Genomic DNA, 17,425 nt, shown 5'->3' with positions numbered 1-17,425 from the left:
TAGTCATAGCAGGACTACAACATTGGCAACACTTTGCGACCTGGCAACACGGCTACCTCTTGTGATCGGAGGCTTGCTCGACCGCGAGGCCAACCTCAAGCGCGGCAGGTTCCGGGAAGAAACCATGACCGACATCCTCACGGGCGCGCTGGCCGCGTTCGCCGGTCCAGAGCTCGTCATCTCCTACCCGATCGAAAAGGACACCGGGGGTGATCTTGATCTGCGGTTCTGGAACGTGTCTGAGGGTCGCGACCTTTGGGTGCGGATCCAAGCGAAGCGTCTAAACGCCGCCGGGGTCCAAAACAAGAACCGCTCCTACAGCGAGCTGCTGCATAGGCCCTCGCCCAAGCATGAATATCAATTCCGCACCCTGCGGGACACGCCCCCGCCGTGGGTCCCACTTTACCTCTTCTACAATCATGCGACTGTGACGATGGACCCTAGCTTCAGGGGGCTGGTCCCCTCTGTCAGCGGGGCGAACCTAGCCTTTGCGAGCGACATCGCCGCCGAATTGGAGGCGAAGCTCGCGGGTGCCAGCGGGACGCCGAAAACGGGGGCGCTTAACAAGCGCCTGTCTCATCTGCGGCCTCATTTCTTTGGCCTCGAGGCACTACTTTGTCCTCGGAGCACGGTTCGGAGCGAGACGGTTCCGACACCTGACACGGTCTCTGCCTTCCTGAGAGAGCAATATGTTCGTAGCCGCCCTGCGAGGCCTCGCGAAAGGTACGGGGACGAAATCTTCCGCCGGTTATCTGAACCTCACGAGCTCATGACTGCTGATGGGATTGGTCGGACTTTGCAGGACGGTCCGGCTGTACGTATCGACCGGCAGCTCGATTACCCGTTAGTTACGTTCATATCCGGTCGCACCGGGGATTCCCGTACGCCAGCCATCAGCGACGTGCCTCCACAGCGAGGCTGAGCTGGGGCTTGCCATAAATAGGAATTGGCTTGGCTGAATTTGCGGGGCATACTAAGGACATTTAGGCCCAAAATGCACCCATTTCAGGCAAAGCTTACGCGGTAACTTTGCGCCTCATTTTGGCTTCGGTCGACTTCCAAGCACTCGACAAACTACTGTTCAATTCGTCGATCCAGCGGAGCGGAGGTCGGAAGAGAACTGCGTCGCGTGGAGCCGGTCCATCTCCGTGTCGAACCGCTGCCACAGAAGAACGCCCTCCTCACCGAGCATTTCGCTGTCGCGTTGGAAGCGGTTCTCCTCGTGCACGGCGTCCAACGGATCGCGCCAAGGGAAGATTGCGGTGGCTTCGAGCTTTGCCAGCGTCGTTTCCAGACGTGAACGGATCGCTACCCGCTCTGATTGCGACAACGTGTTGCGTTCGGCGTCGTCTTGCGCGAACAAGTCTGCTTGAGCGAATCTCATGCTGGCAACTTATGCTCTCGCGCATGCGGCGGCAACGGTGCAGCCTCAAGCGGGAGGGGAAAAGTGGCAAACAGTTGGCGCGGAGATCGCCTGCCCGACATCGTCCGATCGATGGCTTCCCGGCCACGACACGAGGCATTGCGCGGCCTGATCACGGAACTGCTGCGAGAAGGCTTCGGAGCCGCGTTCAGCGAGTTGGAGCACGAGCGCTACCTTGTCGATAACAGCGGGCGGATCGACGTGGCGTGGGGCGCCACCGTGATCGAGCTGAAGAGCGATCTACGGCGCGAAGAGCGTGATGTCGTCGCCCGTATGCCCGACTATCTGGCCGATGCAACCCGCGGCAGCGCACCTGGCCGTACCACCGTCGGTCTTGCCACCGACGGCGCTACGCTGCTCGCTTACACGCTGGATCGCGGCAGGCTCACGAGCATCGGCCGCTATAACGTCGACGTCGACCACCCCGAACGGTTGCTGACCTGGCTCGAGCCGCTGCTCTCGCCCGTTCCCGAGGTGATGCCGACACCGATCGCTGTCGCGCTCGCCTTCGGTCGATACAGCCTTGCCTTCGGCCGCGCACACTCGCAACTGCAGCGCCTGTGGTCCGAGGTCGGCGACCATCCCGAAGTCCGGTTGAAGCGGAACCTGTGGGATGGGTTGCTGCGCCAGGTATATGGCGACGACGTGGGCAGCGATGCGCTGTTCCTCCAACACACCTATCTGACCATCCTCGTGAAGGCGATCGCGGCGCGCGTCCTTGATCTGGAAATCGGCGATCCGGCGGAGATGCTGTCGGGCCGGTTGCTGGTGAACGAGGGCATTGTCGGCGCCGTCGAGGCCGACTTTTTCGACTGGCCGCTGCTCGCAACGGGCGGCGATGACCTAGTGCGTTCGCTTGCCACCGAAACGATTCGATTTCGCCTGCGCGAGGTCGAGGTCGACGTGCTCAAGAGCCTCTACGAGAGCCTGATCGATCCAGACGAGCGCCACGACCTCGGCGAATACTATACCCCCGACTGGTTGGCCTCGCGGGTGGTCACGGCGGCTATCCCTCGCCCGCTGGAACAGCGGGTGCTCGATCTGTCGTGCGGTTCCGGGACCTTTCTGTTCCATGCGCTTCGCCGTTTGATCGAAGCGGGTCGGCAGGCTGGGGTGCCGCCAGCCGAGATCGTCGAGACTTGTGCCGATCGCGTGTTCGGGATTGACGTGCATCCCGTCGCGGTCGCGCTCGCGCGCGTCACGTGGCTGCTGGCACTCGGCGATTTGGTGCAGGATCGGCCGCCCACGCTCATCGTGCCCGTCTACATGGGCGACTCCATGCAGTGGAACCTGCGACCGCTGGGCGCGTCGGCCGAGGTGCTGGTCGATGTGCCGCCCAACGACCCGCCTTTGCGCATTCCCGCCGGCTTGGCGAGCGACCATCACCTGTTCGAGCGTGCGCTCGACGAGCTCAACCGCGGGCTCGACACGCTCGCGGAGCCCGAGGCCATTCGCGACTCCATCGTCCGCGCCGGCGCAACCGTCGAGGACGCGGCCATGCTCGGCCGCACCTTTGCGCAGCTCAAGCGGCTCTATCTCGACGGCCGCAACCACATCTGGACCTTCATCCTGCGTAATCTGCTGCGCCCGGTGTGGCTGTCGCATCCCGATCACCGGGCCCACGTGTTGATCGGCAATCCGCCCTGGATCGTCTATCGGCACCTGAGCGCGGACATGAAGGACCGGCTGCGTGAGGCTCTGCAAAGCTACGGCCTCTGGGTAGGCGGCAGCCTCGCCACGCACCAAGACATGTTCGCGCTGTTTTGGGCGCGGGGTGCCGAACGCTACCTGCGCGACGGCGGCACGCTGGCACTCGTCCTGCCTTATGCCGCGCTTAATGCACCCGTATTCGCGGGGATGCGCGACGGCCGCATGGAGCGCGTGCGGGTGGCGATTACTGGCAGTTGGGGACTGGAGCGTGTGTGGCCTATCTTCGGCGCGCAATCGGGCAGCAGCACGACGAGCACCTGCGTGCTGTTTGGAGCGCGCGACCGCACCGGACCGCCACCGGCACAACTTGATCGATGGGTGGGGCATACTTCCCCGGCGCGACGCCAGCGCGGCCGAGGCGGCAGAGGCGCTCGAATATGTACCGGCTGCCTGGCCAAGGCCGCGCACGCTGATTGCCGCGTCGCCGTACCGGCATCGCTTTCGGCAGGGTGCAACGCTGACGCCGCGCCGGTTCTTTTTGGTCGAGCACGCGACCACCGGGCGCCTACTGAGCCGCCGCGATGCGCCGCGCGTTCGGGGTCGCGTTGGCAATCTGGACAAACGGCCATGGACGGGGGTCGAGCCCCCTGAAGGTCCTGTCGAGCGCGTGTTTCTGCGACGGATAGCGTTGGGCGAGTCCGTCGCGCCTTATCGGGTTTTCGACCTCGCGACGGGCGTGGTCCCGATAGAGAACGGTGCGATACTCACTGCAGCCAGCGCGGACGCGCACGGACATCGCGGCCTCGCTGCTTGGCTGCGTGACGCCGAAACGAAGTGGAACGAATACAGCAATAAGGGGGCGGACGGCCACGCTCGTATGTCGCTCGCAGAGCGCGTCGATGCGATGGGCACACTTCGCGCCCAATCCAATCGCACGCCGATACGCGTCCTCTACACAAAAGCCGGAACGAGGTTAAGCGCTTGTTGGCTCGATGACGACGATGTCGTGGTCGATCACATGGCATATTGGTCGGCGGTCCACTCGCTCGAAGAAGCCGCGTATGTGACCGCCGTCATAAACACGAGTGTCGTGCTCGAACGTGTGAAGGATCTTCAACCCGTCGGGCAGCGCGATCCGCGCCACTTCGACAATTTGGTCTGGACGCTGCCGATACCTGAATTCGACGCCGATGAACCGCTGCACGCCGACCTTGCCGCGGCGGCGCTACATGCCGCCGAGGTTGCCGCGCGCGTCGAACTGCCCGACGCAGCGCATTTCACCACAAGGCGGCGATTGATCCGGGATACCTTGCTCGCCGATGGTGTAGCGGAAACGATCGAGCGCCTTGTCGACGCGCTTCTTCCTCCTTGACACCCCACTATAGGGAGCGCGCGGACCTTAGTCATTACGGCGGGGCTTCGCGGCACCTGTTCCCGTCGCTGCGTCACGTCGGCGGTACCAACCTGGTCGACGGCGATCATGTCGCCGTTCACGCAACCTGGCACCGGCTGCCGGACGATCAGTCGTCCTGGTCCTGAGTGATCGGCTGTCTCTGTGGTCGCAACGCGGCATCCCCGCTCACGACACCTGGTCTCTAACAACATCGTCCTCGCCCTCGCCGTTAGCCAACCCGGCTGGAATACCACCAGCAAGCAGCTTCTCTTTCGACAGCAGCCCCGCATCCTCTAGCGCCTCGAAATCCGGCAGCTGGCGCAGCGTGTCGAGCCCGAACTGCGACAGGAAGTTCTTAGTCGTCACATAGGTGTAGGGCGCGCCCGGCTGCGGACTGCGCGGTCCCGAGGCGATCAGGTGCTGCGCGCGCAGCACGCCGATCAGGTCGCGTGACACCTCCTTGCCGAAGAAGGATGACAGCTCGCCGCGGGTGATCGGCTGAAAATAGGCGATGCACATCAGCACGAGAGCCTCCGACTGCGTCAGCTCCTTTGCACCCTCCCCCGCTGGCATGCCGAAGGCGGCGTGGATGGCGTCGCCAAAGACCTTCTTGGTCCGGTGCTGCCAGCCGCCGGCGACCGACACCAGTTCATAGGGCCGTCCGGCGAGCTCGGCGCGGATGTCGTCGACGACCAGGTCGAGATTGCAATTTTTTCCCACCACTCGCGCCAGCACGTCGCGCGGCACTGGTTCGCTAGCGGCAAAGATCACCGCTTCGACGCGGCCCATCCACTCGCGCCAGCGCAGTTCCGGTGGCAGGTGCTCGAGTTCGGTGTCGAGCAGCGCCGGCTGATCATTCTGCTTGCGGCGGGCGGAGGCTTGGCTCATCGCTAGAGTCCAAACAGCCGGAAGCTGGTGCGGCCCGAGAGCTCGCGCACGGCCTCGAGCTGCTGCAAGCGCTCGAACAGCCGTCGCGCCGCAAAACGCGACAGGTTTTTGGTCGTCAGCGAGCCTGGGACCGCATCTTCATTCAGCAGCAAAAGAATCACGTCGCCGGCCCCTTTCGCGCGCAGTCTTGGCGCCACAGCCAGAAGTTTTTCGGCGCGGCGCGACAGCTCGTTGGCCAGCCGGCAGGCCTCGACCGCTCCCTGAACCAGCGCCAGGCAGACCGCCCGCTCGAAACCCTTTTCGCCCGGTCGGATGCGCTTGCCGGCGGCTTCCGCGCGGAACGCCGGGCCAAAAGCCTGCGTCATCAACAGCGGCAATGGCCGCGGCCAGCGCAAGCTTTGCGCCAGCACCAGGTCGGCCAGCCACCAGGCGAACGGCTCGGCATCGGGGCGCAGAGCGACGATGCGCGCGGCGATCGCCGCGGCGGCGAAAGGCGCCGGCCGCCGCGACCCCACCAGGCCTTCGATCTGTATGCACAGGTCACCGAGAGCCTCGTCGTCCCAAGCGAGCCCGAGCAGCTCGGCCACTTTTGCCAGCCGATCGGCGCTGACCTCCGGCGGCTGCAGCGCCAGTTGGCGCCAGGCCCGAAAAATGGCGCCGGCGGGACCGGGATCGGCGCCGGCCGGGCAAAGCTGCCAAGCATCGCGCAGGGCAGCTTCATCTTCGGCGCGGCCAGCGAGCCGCATGCTGGCGGCAGCGCATTTGAGCGCCAGCCGCTGACGCCAGGCGCCGGCCCAGGCAAGCTGCGCGCGGGCGAGGCTGTCGACAGAAGCCAGCGCGGCGCCGGCCCGGAAGGCAGCGTCCGCATCATGCGGATCGCCAATGGTCTCGAGCGCCCAACCCGGCACGGTCAGCGGGGGAAGATTGGCGGTCGCTGGATCGAGGCGAATCATGATTTTGAGAGTAAATGGTGCGTGCGCTTTGCACCACAATTTTCGCCATAAAACGCACAGCTTGTCGGCGCGACAAAACGAATGATAATGTTGCCTTATCAGTAATTTAGTCATGCTAGCTCGCCACCGTGTGCGTCCCAGCTTGCTACTAGCTCTACCGAGAAAGTGATTGCATCCTGTGCGGTTCCAAATCGACCTATGAGCGATTGAGTCGCAACGAGCAATAAATGCCCGCCATGCGTCAAATATTGCCTTTCAGAGGCGGCTGGGTTCGCTATGACGCCACACGATAGGCAAAGGGCACCGGTTCAAGATGTGGGGAGCGCTTGTAGCGCTCTACCGCTACCAACCCCAGACTATGACAATCGGTGAAGCAGTGACCGAAGGCGACTATCCTATTTACAGGTCGTGACCGCGATTTGCCGAACAGGTGAATCAGCTCTCTTCCTTCTACGATGATTGGGGGCTAACCGAGGCCGGTCTTATTCGTAACCTTGGATGAAGCGGTGAAAAGCGATTCCCAATCCTACCCGCCTCGGGGCCTCTCACGAGAAGAGGCCGCCCGGTATGTCGGCGTGGGGATGACCAAATTTGACCAAATGGTCGCTGACGGCCGTATGCCAAAGCCGAAGAAGGTTGACAGTCGAGTGATCTGGGATCGGCTCAAACTCGAAGCCGCGTTCAGCGAACTACCTGGAGACGATGAAGAGAATATCGTCGACTTCCTGTTGCAAGGGAATCATCGCAGGGAATAGATTCATTCCGCCATGACCGACAAATATCCCGGCCTCTCCTCCTATACCGATCGCCATGGAAAAGTCCGCTGGCGCTATCGGACGAAGGAGCGTGACGTTAGTCTGCCGGCCCCCAATCAGCCTGGTTTCAAGGATGCTTACCAAGCGGCGGTCGAGGGCCGGAAAGTCCCCAAGGCCCCTGTCGTCCAAATGCCCGGAGCTGCCCTGCCCGGCACGTTTGGAGCTGCCTTTCAACGGTTGAAGATCTCAGTCAAGTGGCTGGCGCTTGACGAGGCCAGCAAGCGCAAGAACACGCGGCTCATCGAAGAGTTTCTAGAACTGCGGGTGGTCACTGATCACCCGCTCGTCTGGCGGAATGTGCCGGTTAAGAACCTTAGACGCATCCATGTTGAAGAGCTTCTAGGCCGCTTCATCGCCACGCCCCACAAGGCCAAGCACCTATTGGTCGGCATACGCAAGCTGGTCTATGTCGCACTTCGGCAAGACTGGATCGAAATCGATCCCACAGCAGCGGTCGAGTGGCGGCCCGCCTATGCTGGCTGGAAAGCATGGTCGCGTGAGGCCATGGCGCAATTTGAAAAACGTTGGCAGCTCGGCACCGCAGCGCGCACCTGCTACGGGTTGGCCCTTTGGCTCGGCAACCGCCGCGCCGACGTCGCGGGCCTGCGCTGGGATCAAAGAGTCACTCGTCGCGTGTTCATCGATGGCGTCGAGCGTCACTTCGATGGGTTTGATATCGTTCAGGCCAAGAACAAGGGACGAACTGGTGGCAAACGACTTTTTGTGCCGATCACCCCGATGCTGTCTGAGATCCTGGATGCGGCCGACAGACGTGGCGAGACCGTCCTGGTCAACGGCTATGGTGATCCGTTCTCCGCCAAGTCGCTGACTGGAATGATGGCGCATTGGTGCAAGCTTGCCGGCCTGCCGAAGGGCTTGACCCTGCACGGGCTGAGAAAGTCGCTTGGCGTTTATCTGGCGGAAGCAGAGGCCTCGACGAGACAGCTCATGGATGTGCTCGGCCACGACGACATCGATCATGCCGAGCTCTATTCGCGCGAGGCATCGCAGGTTCGGCTGGCGGTCCAGGGGATGGATCGAGTCGTGCGGCTGGTCACGCGCAAGCCGATGCTTGGCGAACCTATTGGCGAACCTCGTGGCGAACCGCCCTATAAAGCATTGATAAATAACGATAATGGTGGGCCCGGAGGGACTCGAACCCCCAACCAAGCGGTTATGAGCCGCCGGCTCTAACCATTGAGCTACAGGCCCCACGCGGGCTGGCTTAGTGTTTTTCGCTCTTCCGCACAAGCCTCTCCGAATGCGCTGGTTCGATCGCCAGGGTCAGGCCGTATCCCTGAGATGGAGCGGTATGAAATGACCGGGTGGTATGGCGACGACCCGATCTTTCGAACTTTGATTTGGTCGCTGATGCCACTGGACCTTGCCCTGAGGCGGTCCACTTTCGCCTTCCGAGTTGCTTCAGCCGCAAACGCTGCCTGCGGAGGAAGAGGTTCGCCTCCATCCAGGAGAAACGTGATCCAGCGCGGGTTGCCGGCTCTCCAGAGCGGCGTCTTTGTCGCCTTTTGACCCGGACTCGATCCGCGCCCAATGCCGGCGGCCTGAGACAGGTATCTGATGGCGCCGACAGATTTTGCCAAGCCCGCGCTGACAGATCACCGGCACAGTCAATCTGCCCCAACGGAATAAGGGGCTATATCTTTTGTCCTTTCGGACCAATGCGTCCGGCAGGATGGACCTCGGTCGATTGTGGACCAGGGGGCAAATCAGACAGTCTCGCCATCGCGCCGGCTGATAACCCCAAGCCCCCCGCCCATCGGTTGGCGCATGCCCGGCTCGCGGACCTCAAAATCCTAACCACAAAAGCGAGCCGGGCTTCCATCCGCGTGCCCGCGCCGAGACGCAATTGCCGGAAATGCAATGAGGAGTTGGACTGTCTATCACGTCGATTTCGCAGCAGGCGGCAACAGCCCGCTTCTAACCGAGATCGGAAGCGTTGAAGCAGAGAATCTCCTGGCAGCGGTTATGAAGGCACAGGCATTGTGGCCCGACGAAAGGTCCATGACCGTCCGCCCGGCCGGACAAGACAGCCAGCCGGCGCAGCCGCCGGCCCCTCAGCACGACAGCGATTGAAGACACGGAGCGATCAGGTCGCTCGCTTCGCCTGCGAAGCCCCGACACGATCCGGTCACATATGGAGCGCTGCCCGGCGCGCCAGGCAAGCGGCATCGACACCTTCCCAACCCTGTACCATGTCATCGGCGCATCTCGACCATTGTCGGGAGTAGCTGTTGGTGGGAAACTCGGCCGGTCAGCATGGGAGGTCAAAATGCCCAATAATTTCAAGACCGGAGACGTCGTCAGGCTGAAATCCGGGGGCCCGGAGATGACTATCAGCGACGGCGCGGCCTCCGGCATGTATCTGTGCCACTGGTTCAACCGCGAAGGCGACGTCTGGACGCCGCAGCATGCCGGCTTCAAGCCGGACCAGCTGGTGGTGGTCGACAACCAGAGATAGTCGCAGCTTCCGTTCGGACGCATCCCGGTCCGGCGCAACCGTATCGGATGGATTGCCGTCCGGCTAAAAGGACCGACGGATTTTGCTCCTCGCCGCGTTCAACGGCTGAAGCGTGGCCGCCAATGGCCGCGCCAACCGGAGACGAGAGCATGATCCGCCTATTCGCCTTTGCCCTTGGCCTGCAGACCGCTGTCGCGGTCGCCCAGACGACGACGCCTGCCCCCGCCCAGACGACGCCGGACACTGCGGCTGCCGCCAAGCCTGACCAAACCAAGTTCGGCCTGACGCTGGAAAAGTTCGAGGCGCGCCGGGAAAAGGCGTTCATGCGGGCCGACACCGACAATGACGGCAAGGTCAGCCTCGCCGAATGGACCGCTTTCCAGACCGAACGCAAGGCAAAAGGCGATCCGGCCAAATCCTTCGCGCGCATGGACGCCAACAAGGACGGCTTCGTCGACAAGGGCGAACTCGACGCCTTCCTCGCCAAGCGCTTCGCCAAGCTGGACAAGAATGGCGACGGGGTGCTCAGCGCCGACGAGCGGCCGAGCCACAAATCCGCTCCCAAGCAGGAGCAATGACCAAGAGGTTATGCAGCGCAATGACACATGCGAGCGCCCCTGTTGATGGGCGCCGATCCGGACGAGGAACTGGTACGCCGCATTCGCGCCGGCGACCCCGCCGCAATGCAGGCGATGGTGGCGCGCAAGCTACCGCGCATCCTGGCTCTGGCCGCGCGGATGCTGGGCGACGCGGCGGAGGCCGAGGACGTCGCGCAGGAGACTTTCGTGCGCATCTGGCGCCACGCCTCAGGCTGGCGGCAGGGGCACGCGCGATTCGACACCTGGATCCATCGCGTCGCGCTCAACCTCTGCTACGACCGGCTGCGGCGCCGGCGCGAATGGGTAACGGACGAGCTGCCGGAGGTGGCCGATGACGCACCGCTTCCCGATGCCATGCCGGGCGACGAAGAGCGCAGGGTCAACCAGGCGCTGCAGCGCCTCGCGCCGCGCCAGCGCGAGGCGATCGCTGGTCTATTATCAGGAGCTGTCCAACATCGAGGCCGCCGGCGCCATGCAGGTCAGCGTCGATGCGCTGGAAAGCCTGCTCGCGCGGGGTCGCCGCGCCCTGCAGGCGATGCTTATCGGAGATGATGGCGATGACTGAGAAAGCAAGGGAGTTGCCGGCTTCGCGGATGAGGGCGTGGGGGGCCACGTCAAAACGGTGGAAGGGGGAACGATATGGCTGAGAAAACCACAAGCGGGCCGATGGATGCCGGGCGCTTCGCCGCGCTGGCTGACGCCTATGGCGGCGCGTTGCACCGCTGGCTGCGGGCCGATCAGGCCGCCGCGACACTGTTTGCCGAGACCGAGCAAGGCCGCGTCATCCTGGCGCGCGCCGGCAGGCTCGACGCCATGCTCGACCGGCATCGGGTCGAGGCGCCCAGCTCGGCGCTGCATCGCGCCATCGTCGCCCGGGCAACGTCCGAGGTTAGGCAGGAGCGGCGCCGTCGGTTCTGGTGGCTGGGCTTCGGGCTTGCGGCCGTCGGGCTCGCTGGCGCCGTGGCAGGGCTGGCGCTGGTGACCGTCGTCAGCCCGGATATCCAGTCCGACCATTATGTGATGGACGCCAACGCGACGTCGTTCGGCGACGCCGGGCCCGATGCCGACCAGGCGGAGGAGGACCTATGAACCCCCGTCTTGTCGCGGCATCCCTGGTGCTCAACGTCTTTCTGATCGGCGCGGTGGCCGGCGGGGCGGGCTGGCTGATCGGCAAATCCAATCCGGGCTTTTCGCTGGAATCGGCAGGCGGCCGGCTGCCCGCCGCCGACCGCAAGATTTTCCGCCAGGCGCTCCGCGAGGTGCGCCGAGAGTCCCGCGACGTGATCCTTGATGGACAGGCCGCAAGGCGCGAGGCGGCGAACCTGCTGCAGCAGCCTACCCTCGACAGCAACGCGCTTGCCGCCGCCCTGGAGCGCGCGCGCAACGCCGATGTCACCGTGCGGGCGCGGCTGGAACAGCGCATCGTCGAATTCGCCGCATCGGGCTCGCCGGAAGACCGCCAGCTGCTGGCGGACGCACTGCTTCGGCGTGCCGGCCGGCAGACGCCGCCCGCAAAAAAATCGCCATAGGCGGCGACGGAGAGGGTGGGTGTGCTCCGTTCAAGGGAAAGAGGGACAGGCCTGCCGTCAGTCGATGCCGGCAGGTTCTCTTCAACCTCGGAACTTCGGGAGTACCCCATGAACAGTCTGACGAAATATTCGCTCGCCGCCGCGCTCGCCATCGGCGGCACGGCCGCGGCAAGCGCGGCTTCGGCCATGCCGATCGCGCCGGTTGCGCCCGCCGCGCCGGGAATGATCGAGCATGTCGCCTGGGGTTGCGGGCCGGGCTGGCATCCCAACTACTGGGGTCACTGCGTGCCCAATCGCCGCGTTGTCTATCCCGGCTATTATTACTGGGGCGGACCGCGCGTCTATGTCGGTCCGGTCTGGCATCCTTACCATCGCTGGCATCACTGGCGCCGCTGGTAAGAGCCGCCTCGCGCCGCCGGTGCTGCGGCCGGCGTCGTGAACCATCCGATGACGAGGACAGGCCGGCCGACGCGGCGAGCGCCGGCCGGCGAGATGGAGGCCGGATTGGCCTTACCCGCATCAAATGCAACGCCGCCCGATCCGGCGCTTGTCGCGCTCCACCGCTTCGGCCTCGGCGCAAGACCAGGCGACGATTTCGCCAAGATTGCCGCCGATCCGCGCGGCTACCTCAAGGCCGAGCTCAAGCAGCAGGATATCGCGCTCATTTCCCCCGACGATCCGAGGAATGCCGGGCTGCTGGACAGCACGGCGGCGATCCAGGCCAGCATGGCGGCGGCCATGGAGCGCAAGGCGGCGCGGAGTGAAAAGGCGCCGGCCGTCATGCAGCCAATCGCGGCCGATGACCCAGCCGGCCCGGCCAATGCAAAAGCCAAACCCGCGGTGCCGCGCGTCGAGGCCGATATCTATCGCGACGAGGCACAAGCCCGGTTCGACAAGGCGCTTGCCGCGGCGCCCGGCTTCGTTGAGCGGCTGGTCGGCTTCTGTCGAACCATTTCTGCGTTTCCATCGCCAAGGCGCCGGTCGTCCGGGCAAGCGCCGGCGCCTTCGAGCGCGAGGCGATCCGCCCCTTCGTGCTCGGCCGCTTCGCCGATATGCTGCTTGCTGTCGAGCATCATCCGGCGACGCTGTTCTATCTCGACAACCAACAGTCCATCGGGCCTGATTCGCGCGCCGGCAAGCGGCGCGGCCGCGGCCTCAACGAGAACCTCGCCCGCGAGATCCTGGAACTGCATACGCTCGGCGTCGGCAGCGGCTATGCCCAGGCGGACGTCACCAGTTTCGCCGCCATGCTGACCGGCTGGACCATGGCGGGCCGCGAGGGGCGGCTGGGAGAACCGGGAAGCTTCGTCTTCAACACCAATGCGCATCAGCCGGGCAAGGCGGCGCTGCTCGGCAAGACCTATCCCGACGGGGGCATGGGCCAGGCGGAGTCCGCGCTCAACGACATTGCCCGCCATCCGGCCACCGCGCGGCACATCGCCACCAAGCTTGCCCGCCATTTCATCGCGGACGATCCGCCGCCGGCGGCTGTCGCCCGGCTGGCCTCGGTCTTCACCAAATCCGACCGCGACCTGCGTTCGATTGCGTTGACGCTGATCGACATGCCCGAAGCCTGGTCGATGCCGCTCACGAAGCTGCGCTCGCCCTTGGATTATGTCGTCGCGCTGCGACGGGCGGTCGGCGCGACCGCCGGCAACGAACCGCAGCGGTCGCTGCGCTGGCTGAACGTGCTCGGCGAGCCGCTGTGGCAGCCGCCGGGGCCGAACGGCTTTTCCGACAGCACCGACGCCTGGGCGTCGGCCGAAGGCATGAAGACGCGTCTCGATATGGCCTGGCAAGCCGCGCGGCAGGCCGACGACATCGGCAATCCCGACGAGATGCTTTCCAGCCTTCTCGGCGCCTCGGTCTCTTCGGAGACGCGAGAGGCGATCGCTCGCGCCGAATCAAGGCAGCAGGGCCTCGCGCTGCTGTTGATGGCGCCCGAGTTCCAACGCCGATGATCAGTATGGAGACGCGGCCATGAGCCTTCTTTGCGAAACCCCAAGCCTGTCCCGCCGCGCGATGCTGATGACCGGCGGGGCGCTGTTTGCCTGGGCTTTCCTGCCGCGCTTCGCACGCGCGGCCGACAGCCGCGACCCGCGCCTGATCGTCATCGTGCTGCGCGGCGCGCTGGATGGGCTGTCGACGGTCGGGCCGATCGGCGATCCGGACTATGCCGGCCTGCATTGCGATATCGCGCTTTCGCTTTCAGGCGCCAACCCGGCAATGCCGCTCGACGGTTTCTTTGCCGTCAGCCCGGCAATGCCGGTGTTTGCGCGCCTGTTCAAGGCGGGCCAAGCGGCGGTCGTGCACGCCGCTGCGACCGGCTATCGCGACCGCTCGCATTTCGACGGCCAGGACGTGCTGGAAAGCGGCCTTCCCGGTCCCGGCAATGTCACCACCGGCTGGCTCAACCGGGCTTTGGCCAGCCTGCCGGCGGGTGACAGAATCGCGAAGGCCGGCGGACTCGCGGTCGGGCCGTCGACGCCGCTGGTGATCCGTGGCGTAGCACCCGTGCTCGGCTGGGCGCCACAGGCGCTGCCGACCCCCGGCGACGCCTTGGCCGAACGCGTGCTCGACCTCTACAACCATCGTGACCCGCTGCTGGCTGCTGCCCTGCAGAAAGGTCTCGACGCCGATCGCATGGCGATGGGCGATCAGCTTGACGGCAAGACGATGAAGCCGAAGGGCGGCCTCGACAATGCCGCCGGCATGCGCCAGTCGGCGCAAGGTGCCGCAAGGCTGATGGCGGCCGATGACGGGCCGCGCATCGCGGCTTTGGCCTTCGACGGCTGGGACACGCATGTCAACGAAGGCGGCGCGACGGGGCGGCTCGCCAACCTGCTCGGCGGCCTCGACGGCGCCTTCGAGGAATTCGAGAAAGGGCTCGGCGCGCGCTGGCAGGACACGGCGGTCGTCGCGATCACCGAGTTCGGCCGTACGGCGCGCATCAACGGCACGGTCGGCACCGACCAGGCACCGGCACGGTGGTGCTGCTCGCCGGCGGCGCGATCAGGGGCGGCCGCGTCATTGCCGACTGGCCGGGACTGAAGCCGGCGCAGCTCTATGAAGGCCGCGACCTCGCGCCGACCAGCGATGTGCGCGCGGTGCTGAAGGGGCTGCTGGCGGATCAGTTCGGGCTTTCGGCGGCAGTGCTTGGCGACAAGGTGTTTCCGGAGTCGGCGGCGGTGAAGCCGATGCGGGATCTGGTGGCGTGAGCCTGGGTTTGCCGGTCAGAGATGGCTTCGGCGCCCTCTCAGTTCGTCATCCACGGGCGGAGCGGGAGCGAAGCGGACGCGGAGACCCGAGGATCCATTCCGTTACCTTCACCGAAGGGCGCGGCGGAGCAGAATTCTGAACCGTCGCAACGCCTCAACGTAACGGAATGGCAACTGTGTTCACGCGAATGCGGTTTTGTCGCGCATGATGGCGTTGAGGACGACCAGGAGCTTCCTTGCGACGGCGATGATGGCGAGTTTCTTGGACCCTGAGCGGGCAGCAAGTGCGGTATAGAAGGTCTTGAAGCGCTCACAGGTTCTGATGGCGGTGAGGGCAGCCATATAGAGGGCGCGACGCACGCGTGATCGCCCGCCCTGGATCTGGCTCCTGCGGCTGAGCTTGCCGCTCTTGTTGTCGAACGGGGCAAGGCCGGCGAGCGCGGCGATCGCCTTGGGTGAGCGCTGGCCGAGCTCGGGCAGGAGCGCCAGCAAAGAGAGCGCGCCGACATTGGAGACACCGGGCACGGAGACCATCAGCGCATGGTCGCGAGCGGTGTCCTGGTTTTGACGAATGACTTCGGCAATCTGGCTCTCGAACGCCTTGATACGCGTGTCGAGGAAGGCGATCGTCTCTTCCAGATCGGCAATGACGGCCTCCTCGAAAGCCTCGGCGAGGTGCTTCTTCAGCGCTGCCCGCATCTCGACCAAATGATCGCGGTGGCCGGCAAGCGATTGAAGCCGCTCGACTTCTTCGCTCGGCGCCGGCTCGGCCTCAGGGTTATAGCGACGGCCATAGTCGCTCAGCATCCTGGCATCGAGAGGATCGGTCTTGGCGCGCCGGCGCGTCGACTTCGAATAGTGGTGGGTGTGCGCCGGGTTGTGCCGCGAGAACGGCACGCCGGCCTTGGCCAGCGCATGGCGCAGCAGCCGGTCATGGACACCTGTCGCCTCCATGACGACGAAGTCCCGACTGGGATCAAGGCCTGCCACATAGGCGGCGATCGCATCGGCCTGGTTGTCGATGCGCCGAAGACGGCCGCTTGTCTCATCAAAAAAGTCGAGCCACTGCTTGGAGATGTCGCAGCCGACATAGTTCTGGGCTATCATGTCCACGCCTCTTCCTGTGGTGCGGGGTCTGCTTCGAACAGCCCCGTGCAACTGTTCAGGTTGATGGTTCACCGGTGGGAAGGGACCGGGCCATGCCACGGCCTGTCCGAAAGGACGACCACGATCCACTCGGTCTCCTTCCCACCTCAACCATACACCAGAACCAACACACAGGATCCTCGGGTCTGCGCCGCGTCGCTTCGCTCCTTGCTCCGCCCGTGGATGACGAGGCTGAGGGCCCGCTGCCAATCACGAACGCTGGCGCGGAGGTTTCGAACCTGTGCGTGGGGACCTTAGCCAAACCGCCCGCGCCGTTTCCGGCGCGGGCGTCGACGGCGATCCGGAAGCGGTCATCAGCTCCAAAAACCGTGATGCCAGCGGCCGTGATACCAGAAGCCGGGATGCCAATGGCGCACATGCATCGGGCGGATGATCACCCTGCCGTTCGGCACGCATCTGCCCCAGCGGTTCACGTGCCAGCCCGGGCCGCAGCGCCAGCCGACGGTCTCGACTGGCAGCGGAGATGCGCTTGGCTTGACAAGCGGCATGGCCTCGGAGCCTACGGCGGAAACCGTCAATGTGCCGGCGGCCAGGGCGATGGACAGAAAGTATTTTGCGAACATGCGTTGTCTCCGTAATTCGTCCCTACGTCCGTGAAACGAAGTGTAGGCCGATTTCCGTCGGAGCGGTGTGGATCACATCTTCGTTAGCTCCTTCGACGGTGCCGCCCCGCGGCGGTTCAGCACGCGTGGTCTCGCGGTTGCGCCGTTGAAATGGGATTGCCGCGGCCGGCATCAAATTGATCCATATCAAGGAGCCACGAGGTTCTCCGCTCTAAGCTTTGGATTGACAAAGGCCGATCGGCGGAGACCGGCCGAAGGCGAGTTGAGACCAGGAGTCATAGCGATGATGATCCGCACGCTCTCCACCTTGGAATGCACGAAATTGCTGGCGACAAACCGCACTGGACACCTGGCATGCGTGAAGGACGGACAACCCTATGTCGTGCCCTTGAATTACGCCTATGCCGACAGTCACCTCTATGCGTTTTCGCTCCTTGGCAAGAAGGTCGACTGGATGCGGGCCAATCCCCTGGTGTGCGCACAAGTGGCGGAACACACACAGGGGCGCGGGTGGAAAAGCGTGATTGTCGACGGCCGCTATGAGGAACTGCCGGACCGGATCGGCCACAAGGTTCAGCGCGACCATGCGTGGGCAGTGTTGAGCAAGCACACCGACTGGTGGGAGCCCGGCGCGCTCAAACCCGTCACGCCTCCCACCTCGGATAACATGCCGCACGTCTTTTTCCGGATCCTCGTCGAGCAGATTTCGGGACGGGAAGCCACCGAATAGACTGCGCCATTCGGCGCG

The 17,425-nt window shown here is 64.5% G+C and carries 15 protein-coding genes, 1 tRNA gene and 4 pseudogenes; 14 read left to right on the top strand and 6 right to left on the bottom strand.

The window, feature by feature from the left end:
* Positions 1 to 22 precede the first annotated feature (22 nt).
* Entirely contained in the window at positions 23 to 922 is a 900-nt protein-coding gene (locus tag EJ068_RS19420) for a DUF6615 family protein (protein WP_348639299.1), read from the top strand.
* Between the two features lie 159 nt (positions 923 to 1,081).
* On the opposite strand, the gene EJ068_RS19415 is transcribed toward EJ068_RS19420, so the two are convergent.
* A complete protein-coding gene (locus EJ068_RS19415; RefSeq protein WP_129554699.1) occupies positions 1,082 to 1,363 on the bottom strand; it encodes a hypothetical protein in 282 nt (93 codons plus the stop codon).
* 84 nt (positions 1,364 to 1,447) lie between these two features.
* On the opposite strand from EJ068_RS19415, the gene EJ068_RS19410 reads away from it, so the two are divergent.
* Both EJ068_RS19410 and EJ068_RS32700 read left to right on the top strand, forming a co-directional pair.
* Positions 1,448 to 3,724 (top strand): class I SAM-dependent methyltransferase, encoded by a 2,277-nt coding sequence (locus tag EJ068_RS19410; RefSeq protein WP_129554698.1) that lies wholly within the window; start codon positions 1,448 to 1,450, stop codon positions 3,722 to 3,724.
* Positions 3,725 to 3,761: 37 nt separating this feature from the next.
* Positions 3,762 to 4,445: a hypothetical protein gene (locus EJ068_RS32700; protein WP_189512500.1), complete on the top strand. Its 684-nt coding sequence runs from the start codon at positions 3,762 to 3,764 to the stop codon at positions 4,443 to 4,445.
* A 207-nt stretch (positions 4,446 to 4,652) separates the two neighbouring features.
* On the opposite strand, the gene EJ068_RS19395 is transcribed toward EJ068_RS32700, so the two are convergent.
* Together EJ068_RS19395 and EJ068_RS19390 are read right to left on the bottom strand one after the other, a co-directional pair.
* Positions 4,653 to 5,354: an SMC-Scp complex subunit ScpB gene (locus EJ068_RS19395; protein WP_129554696.1), complete on the bottom strand. Its 702-nt coding sequence runs from the start codon at positions 5,352 to 5,354 to the stop codon at positions 4,653 to 4,655.
* A gap of 2 nt (positions 5,355 to 5,356) precedes the next feature.
* On the bottom strand, positions 5,357 to 6,307 hold the full coding sequence (locus tag EJ068_RS19390) for a DUF1403 family protein (protein ID WP_129554695.1): 951 nt from the start codon (positions 6,305 to 6,307) through the stop codon (positions 5,357 to 5,359).
* Positions 6,308 to 6,813: 506 nt separating this feature from the next.
* Here EJ068_RS19390 and EJ068_RS19385 point away from each other — a divergent pair.
* The gene (locus EJ068_RS19385; RefSeq protein WP_129554694.1) at positions 6,814 to 7,062 is read left to right on the top strand and encodes a hypothetical protein; all 249 of its coding nucleotides are present in this window, start codon (positions 6,814 to 6,816) and stop codon (positions 7,060 to 7,062) included.
* A 12-nt stretch (positions 7,063 to 7,074) separates the two neighbouring features.
* Positions 7,075 to 8,067, top strand: a pseudogene (locus EJ068_RS33855) (tyrosine-type recombinase/integrase); the annotation flags it as partial.
* A 191-nt stretch (positions 8,068 to 8,258) separates the two neighbouring features.
* Here EJ068_RS33855 and EJ068_RS19375 read toward each other — a convergent pair.
* Positions 8,259 to 8,334, bottom strand: a tRNA-Ile gene (locus EJ068_RS19375).
* A gap of 1,078 nt (positions 8,335 to 9,412) precedes the next feature.
* Between EJ068_RS19375 and EJ068_RS19370 the strand changes: the two genes are divergently transcribed.
* The 8 genes and pseudogenes from EJ068_RS19370 (at position 9,413) to EJ068_RS19335 (ending at position 14,947) form a co-directional block, all read left to right on the top strand.
* Positions 9,413 to 9,601, top strand: a complete 189-nt coding sequence (locus EJ068_RS19370; protein WP_127249903.1) for a YodC family protein — start codon at positions 9,413 to 9,415, stop codon at positions 9,599 to 9,601.
* A gap of 149 nt (positions 9,602 to 9,750) precedes the next feature.
* Positions 9,751 to 10,179, top strand: coding sequence for an acid-shock protein (locus EJ068_RS19365; protein WP_127249904.1), 429 nt, complete (start codon positions 9,751 to 9,753; stop codon positions 10,177 to 10,179).
* Positions 10,180 to 10,224: 45 nt separating this feature from the next.
* A pseudogene (locus EJ068_RS19360) lies at positions 10,225 to 10,765 on the top strand (RNA polymerase sigma factor).
* Positions 10,766 to 10,839: 74 nt separating this feature from the next.
* Positions 10,840 to 11,289 carry a hypothetical protein gene (locus EJ068_RS19355; protein ID WP_127249906.1) on the top strand — a complete coding sequence of 150 codons (450 nt, stop codon included), beginning with the start codon at positions 10,840 to 10,842 and terminating at the stop codon, positions 11,287 to 11,289.
* Complete coding sequence (locus tag EJ068_RS19350; RefSeq protein ID WP_127249907.1) at positions 11,286 to 11,729, top strand: periplasmic heavy metal sensor; 444 nt, start codon at positions 11,286 to 11,288, stop codon at positions 11,727 to 11,729. The genes EJ068_RS19355 and EJ068_RS19350 overlap by 4 nt, the downstream gene beginning before the upstream one ends.
* 108 nt (positions 11,730 to 11,837) lie before the next feature.
* Positions 11,838 to 12,128, top strand: a complete 291-nt coding sequence (locus EJ068_RS19345) for a hypothetical protein (protein WP_127249908.1) — start codon at positions 11,838 to 11,840, stop codon at positions 12,126 to 12,128.
* Positions 12,129 to 12,221: 93 nt separating this feature from the next.
* A pseudogene (locus EJ068_RS19340) lies at positions 12,222 to 13,690 on the top strand (DUF1800 family protein).
* 19 nt (positions 13,691 to 13,709) lie between these two features.
* Positions 13,710 to 14,947, top strand: a pseudogene (locus tag EJ068_RS19335) (DUF1501 domain-containing protein).
* A 180-nt stretch (positions 14,948 to 15,127) separates the two neighbouring features.
* Here the strand turns inward: EJ068_RS19335 and EJ068_RS19330 are convergent.
* The gene (locus EJ068_RS19330) at positions 15,128 to 16,054 is read right to left on the bottom strand and encodes an IS110 family transposase (RefSeq protein WP_129554534.1); all 927 of its coding nucleotides are present in this window, start codon (positions 16,052 to 16,054) and stop codon (positions 15,128 to 15,130) included.
* Between the two features lie 353 nt (positions 16,055 to 16,407).
* Positions 16,408 to 16,677: a hypothetical protein gene (locus EJ068_RS19325; RefSeq protein WP_127253573.1), complete on the bottom strand. Its 270-nt coding sequence runs from the start codon at positions 16,675 to 16,677 to the stop codon at positions 16,408 to 16,410.
* 283 nt (positions 16,678 to 16,960) lie between these two features.
* On the opposite strand from EJ068_RS19325, the gene EJ068_RS19320 reads away from it, so the two are divergent.
* Positions 16,961 to 17,407 (top strand): pyridoxamine 5'-phosphate oxidase family protein, encoded by a 447-nt coding sequence (locus tag EJ068_RS19320; RefSeq protein ID WP_042646879.1) that lies wholly within the window; start codon positions 16,961 to 16,963, stop codon positions 17,405 to 17,407.
* Positions 17,408 to 17,425: the final 18 nt, after the last annotated feature.

The sequence above is a fragment of the Mesorhizobium sp. M2A.F.Ca.ET.043.02.1.1 genome, assembly GCF_003952405.1.
GTDB lineage: Bacteria > Pseudomonadota > Alphaproteobacteria > Rhizobiales > Rhizobiaceae > Mesorhizobium.
Note: the sequence above shows the minus strand (reverse complement) of the source record. Positions and strands in the feature narration are given on the sequence as shown.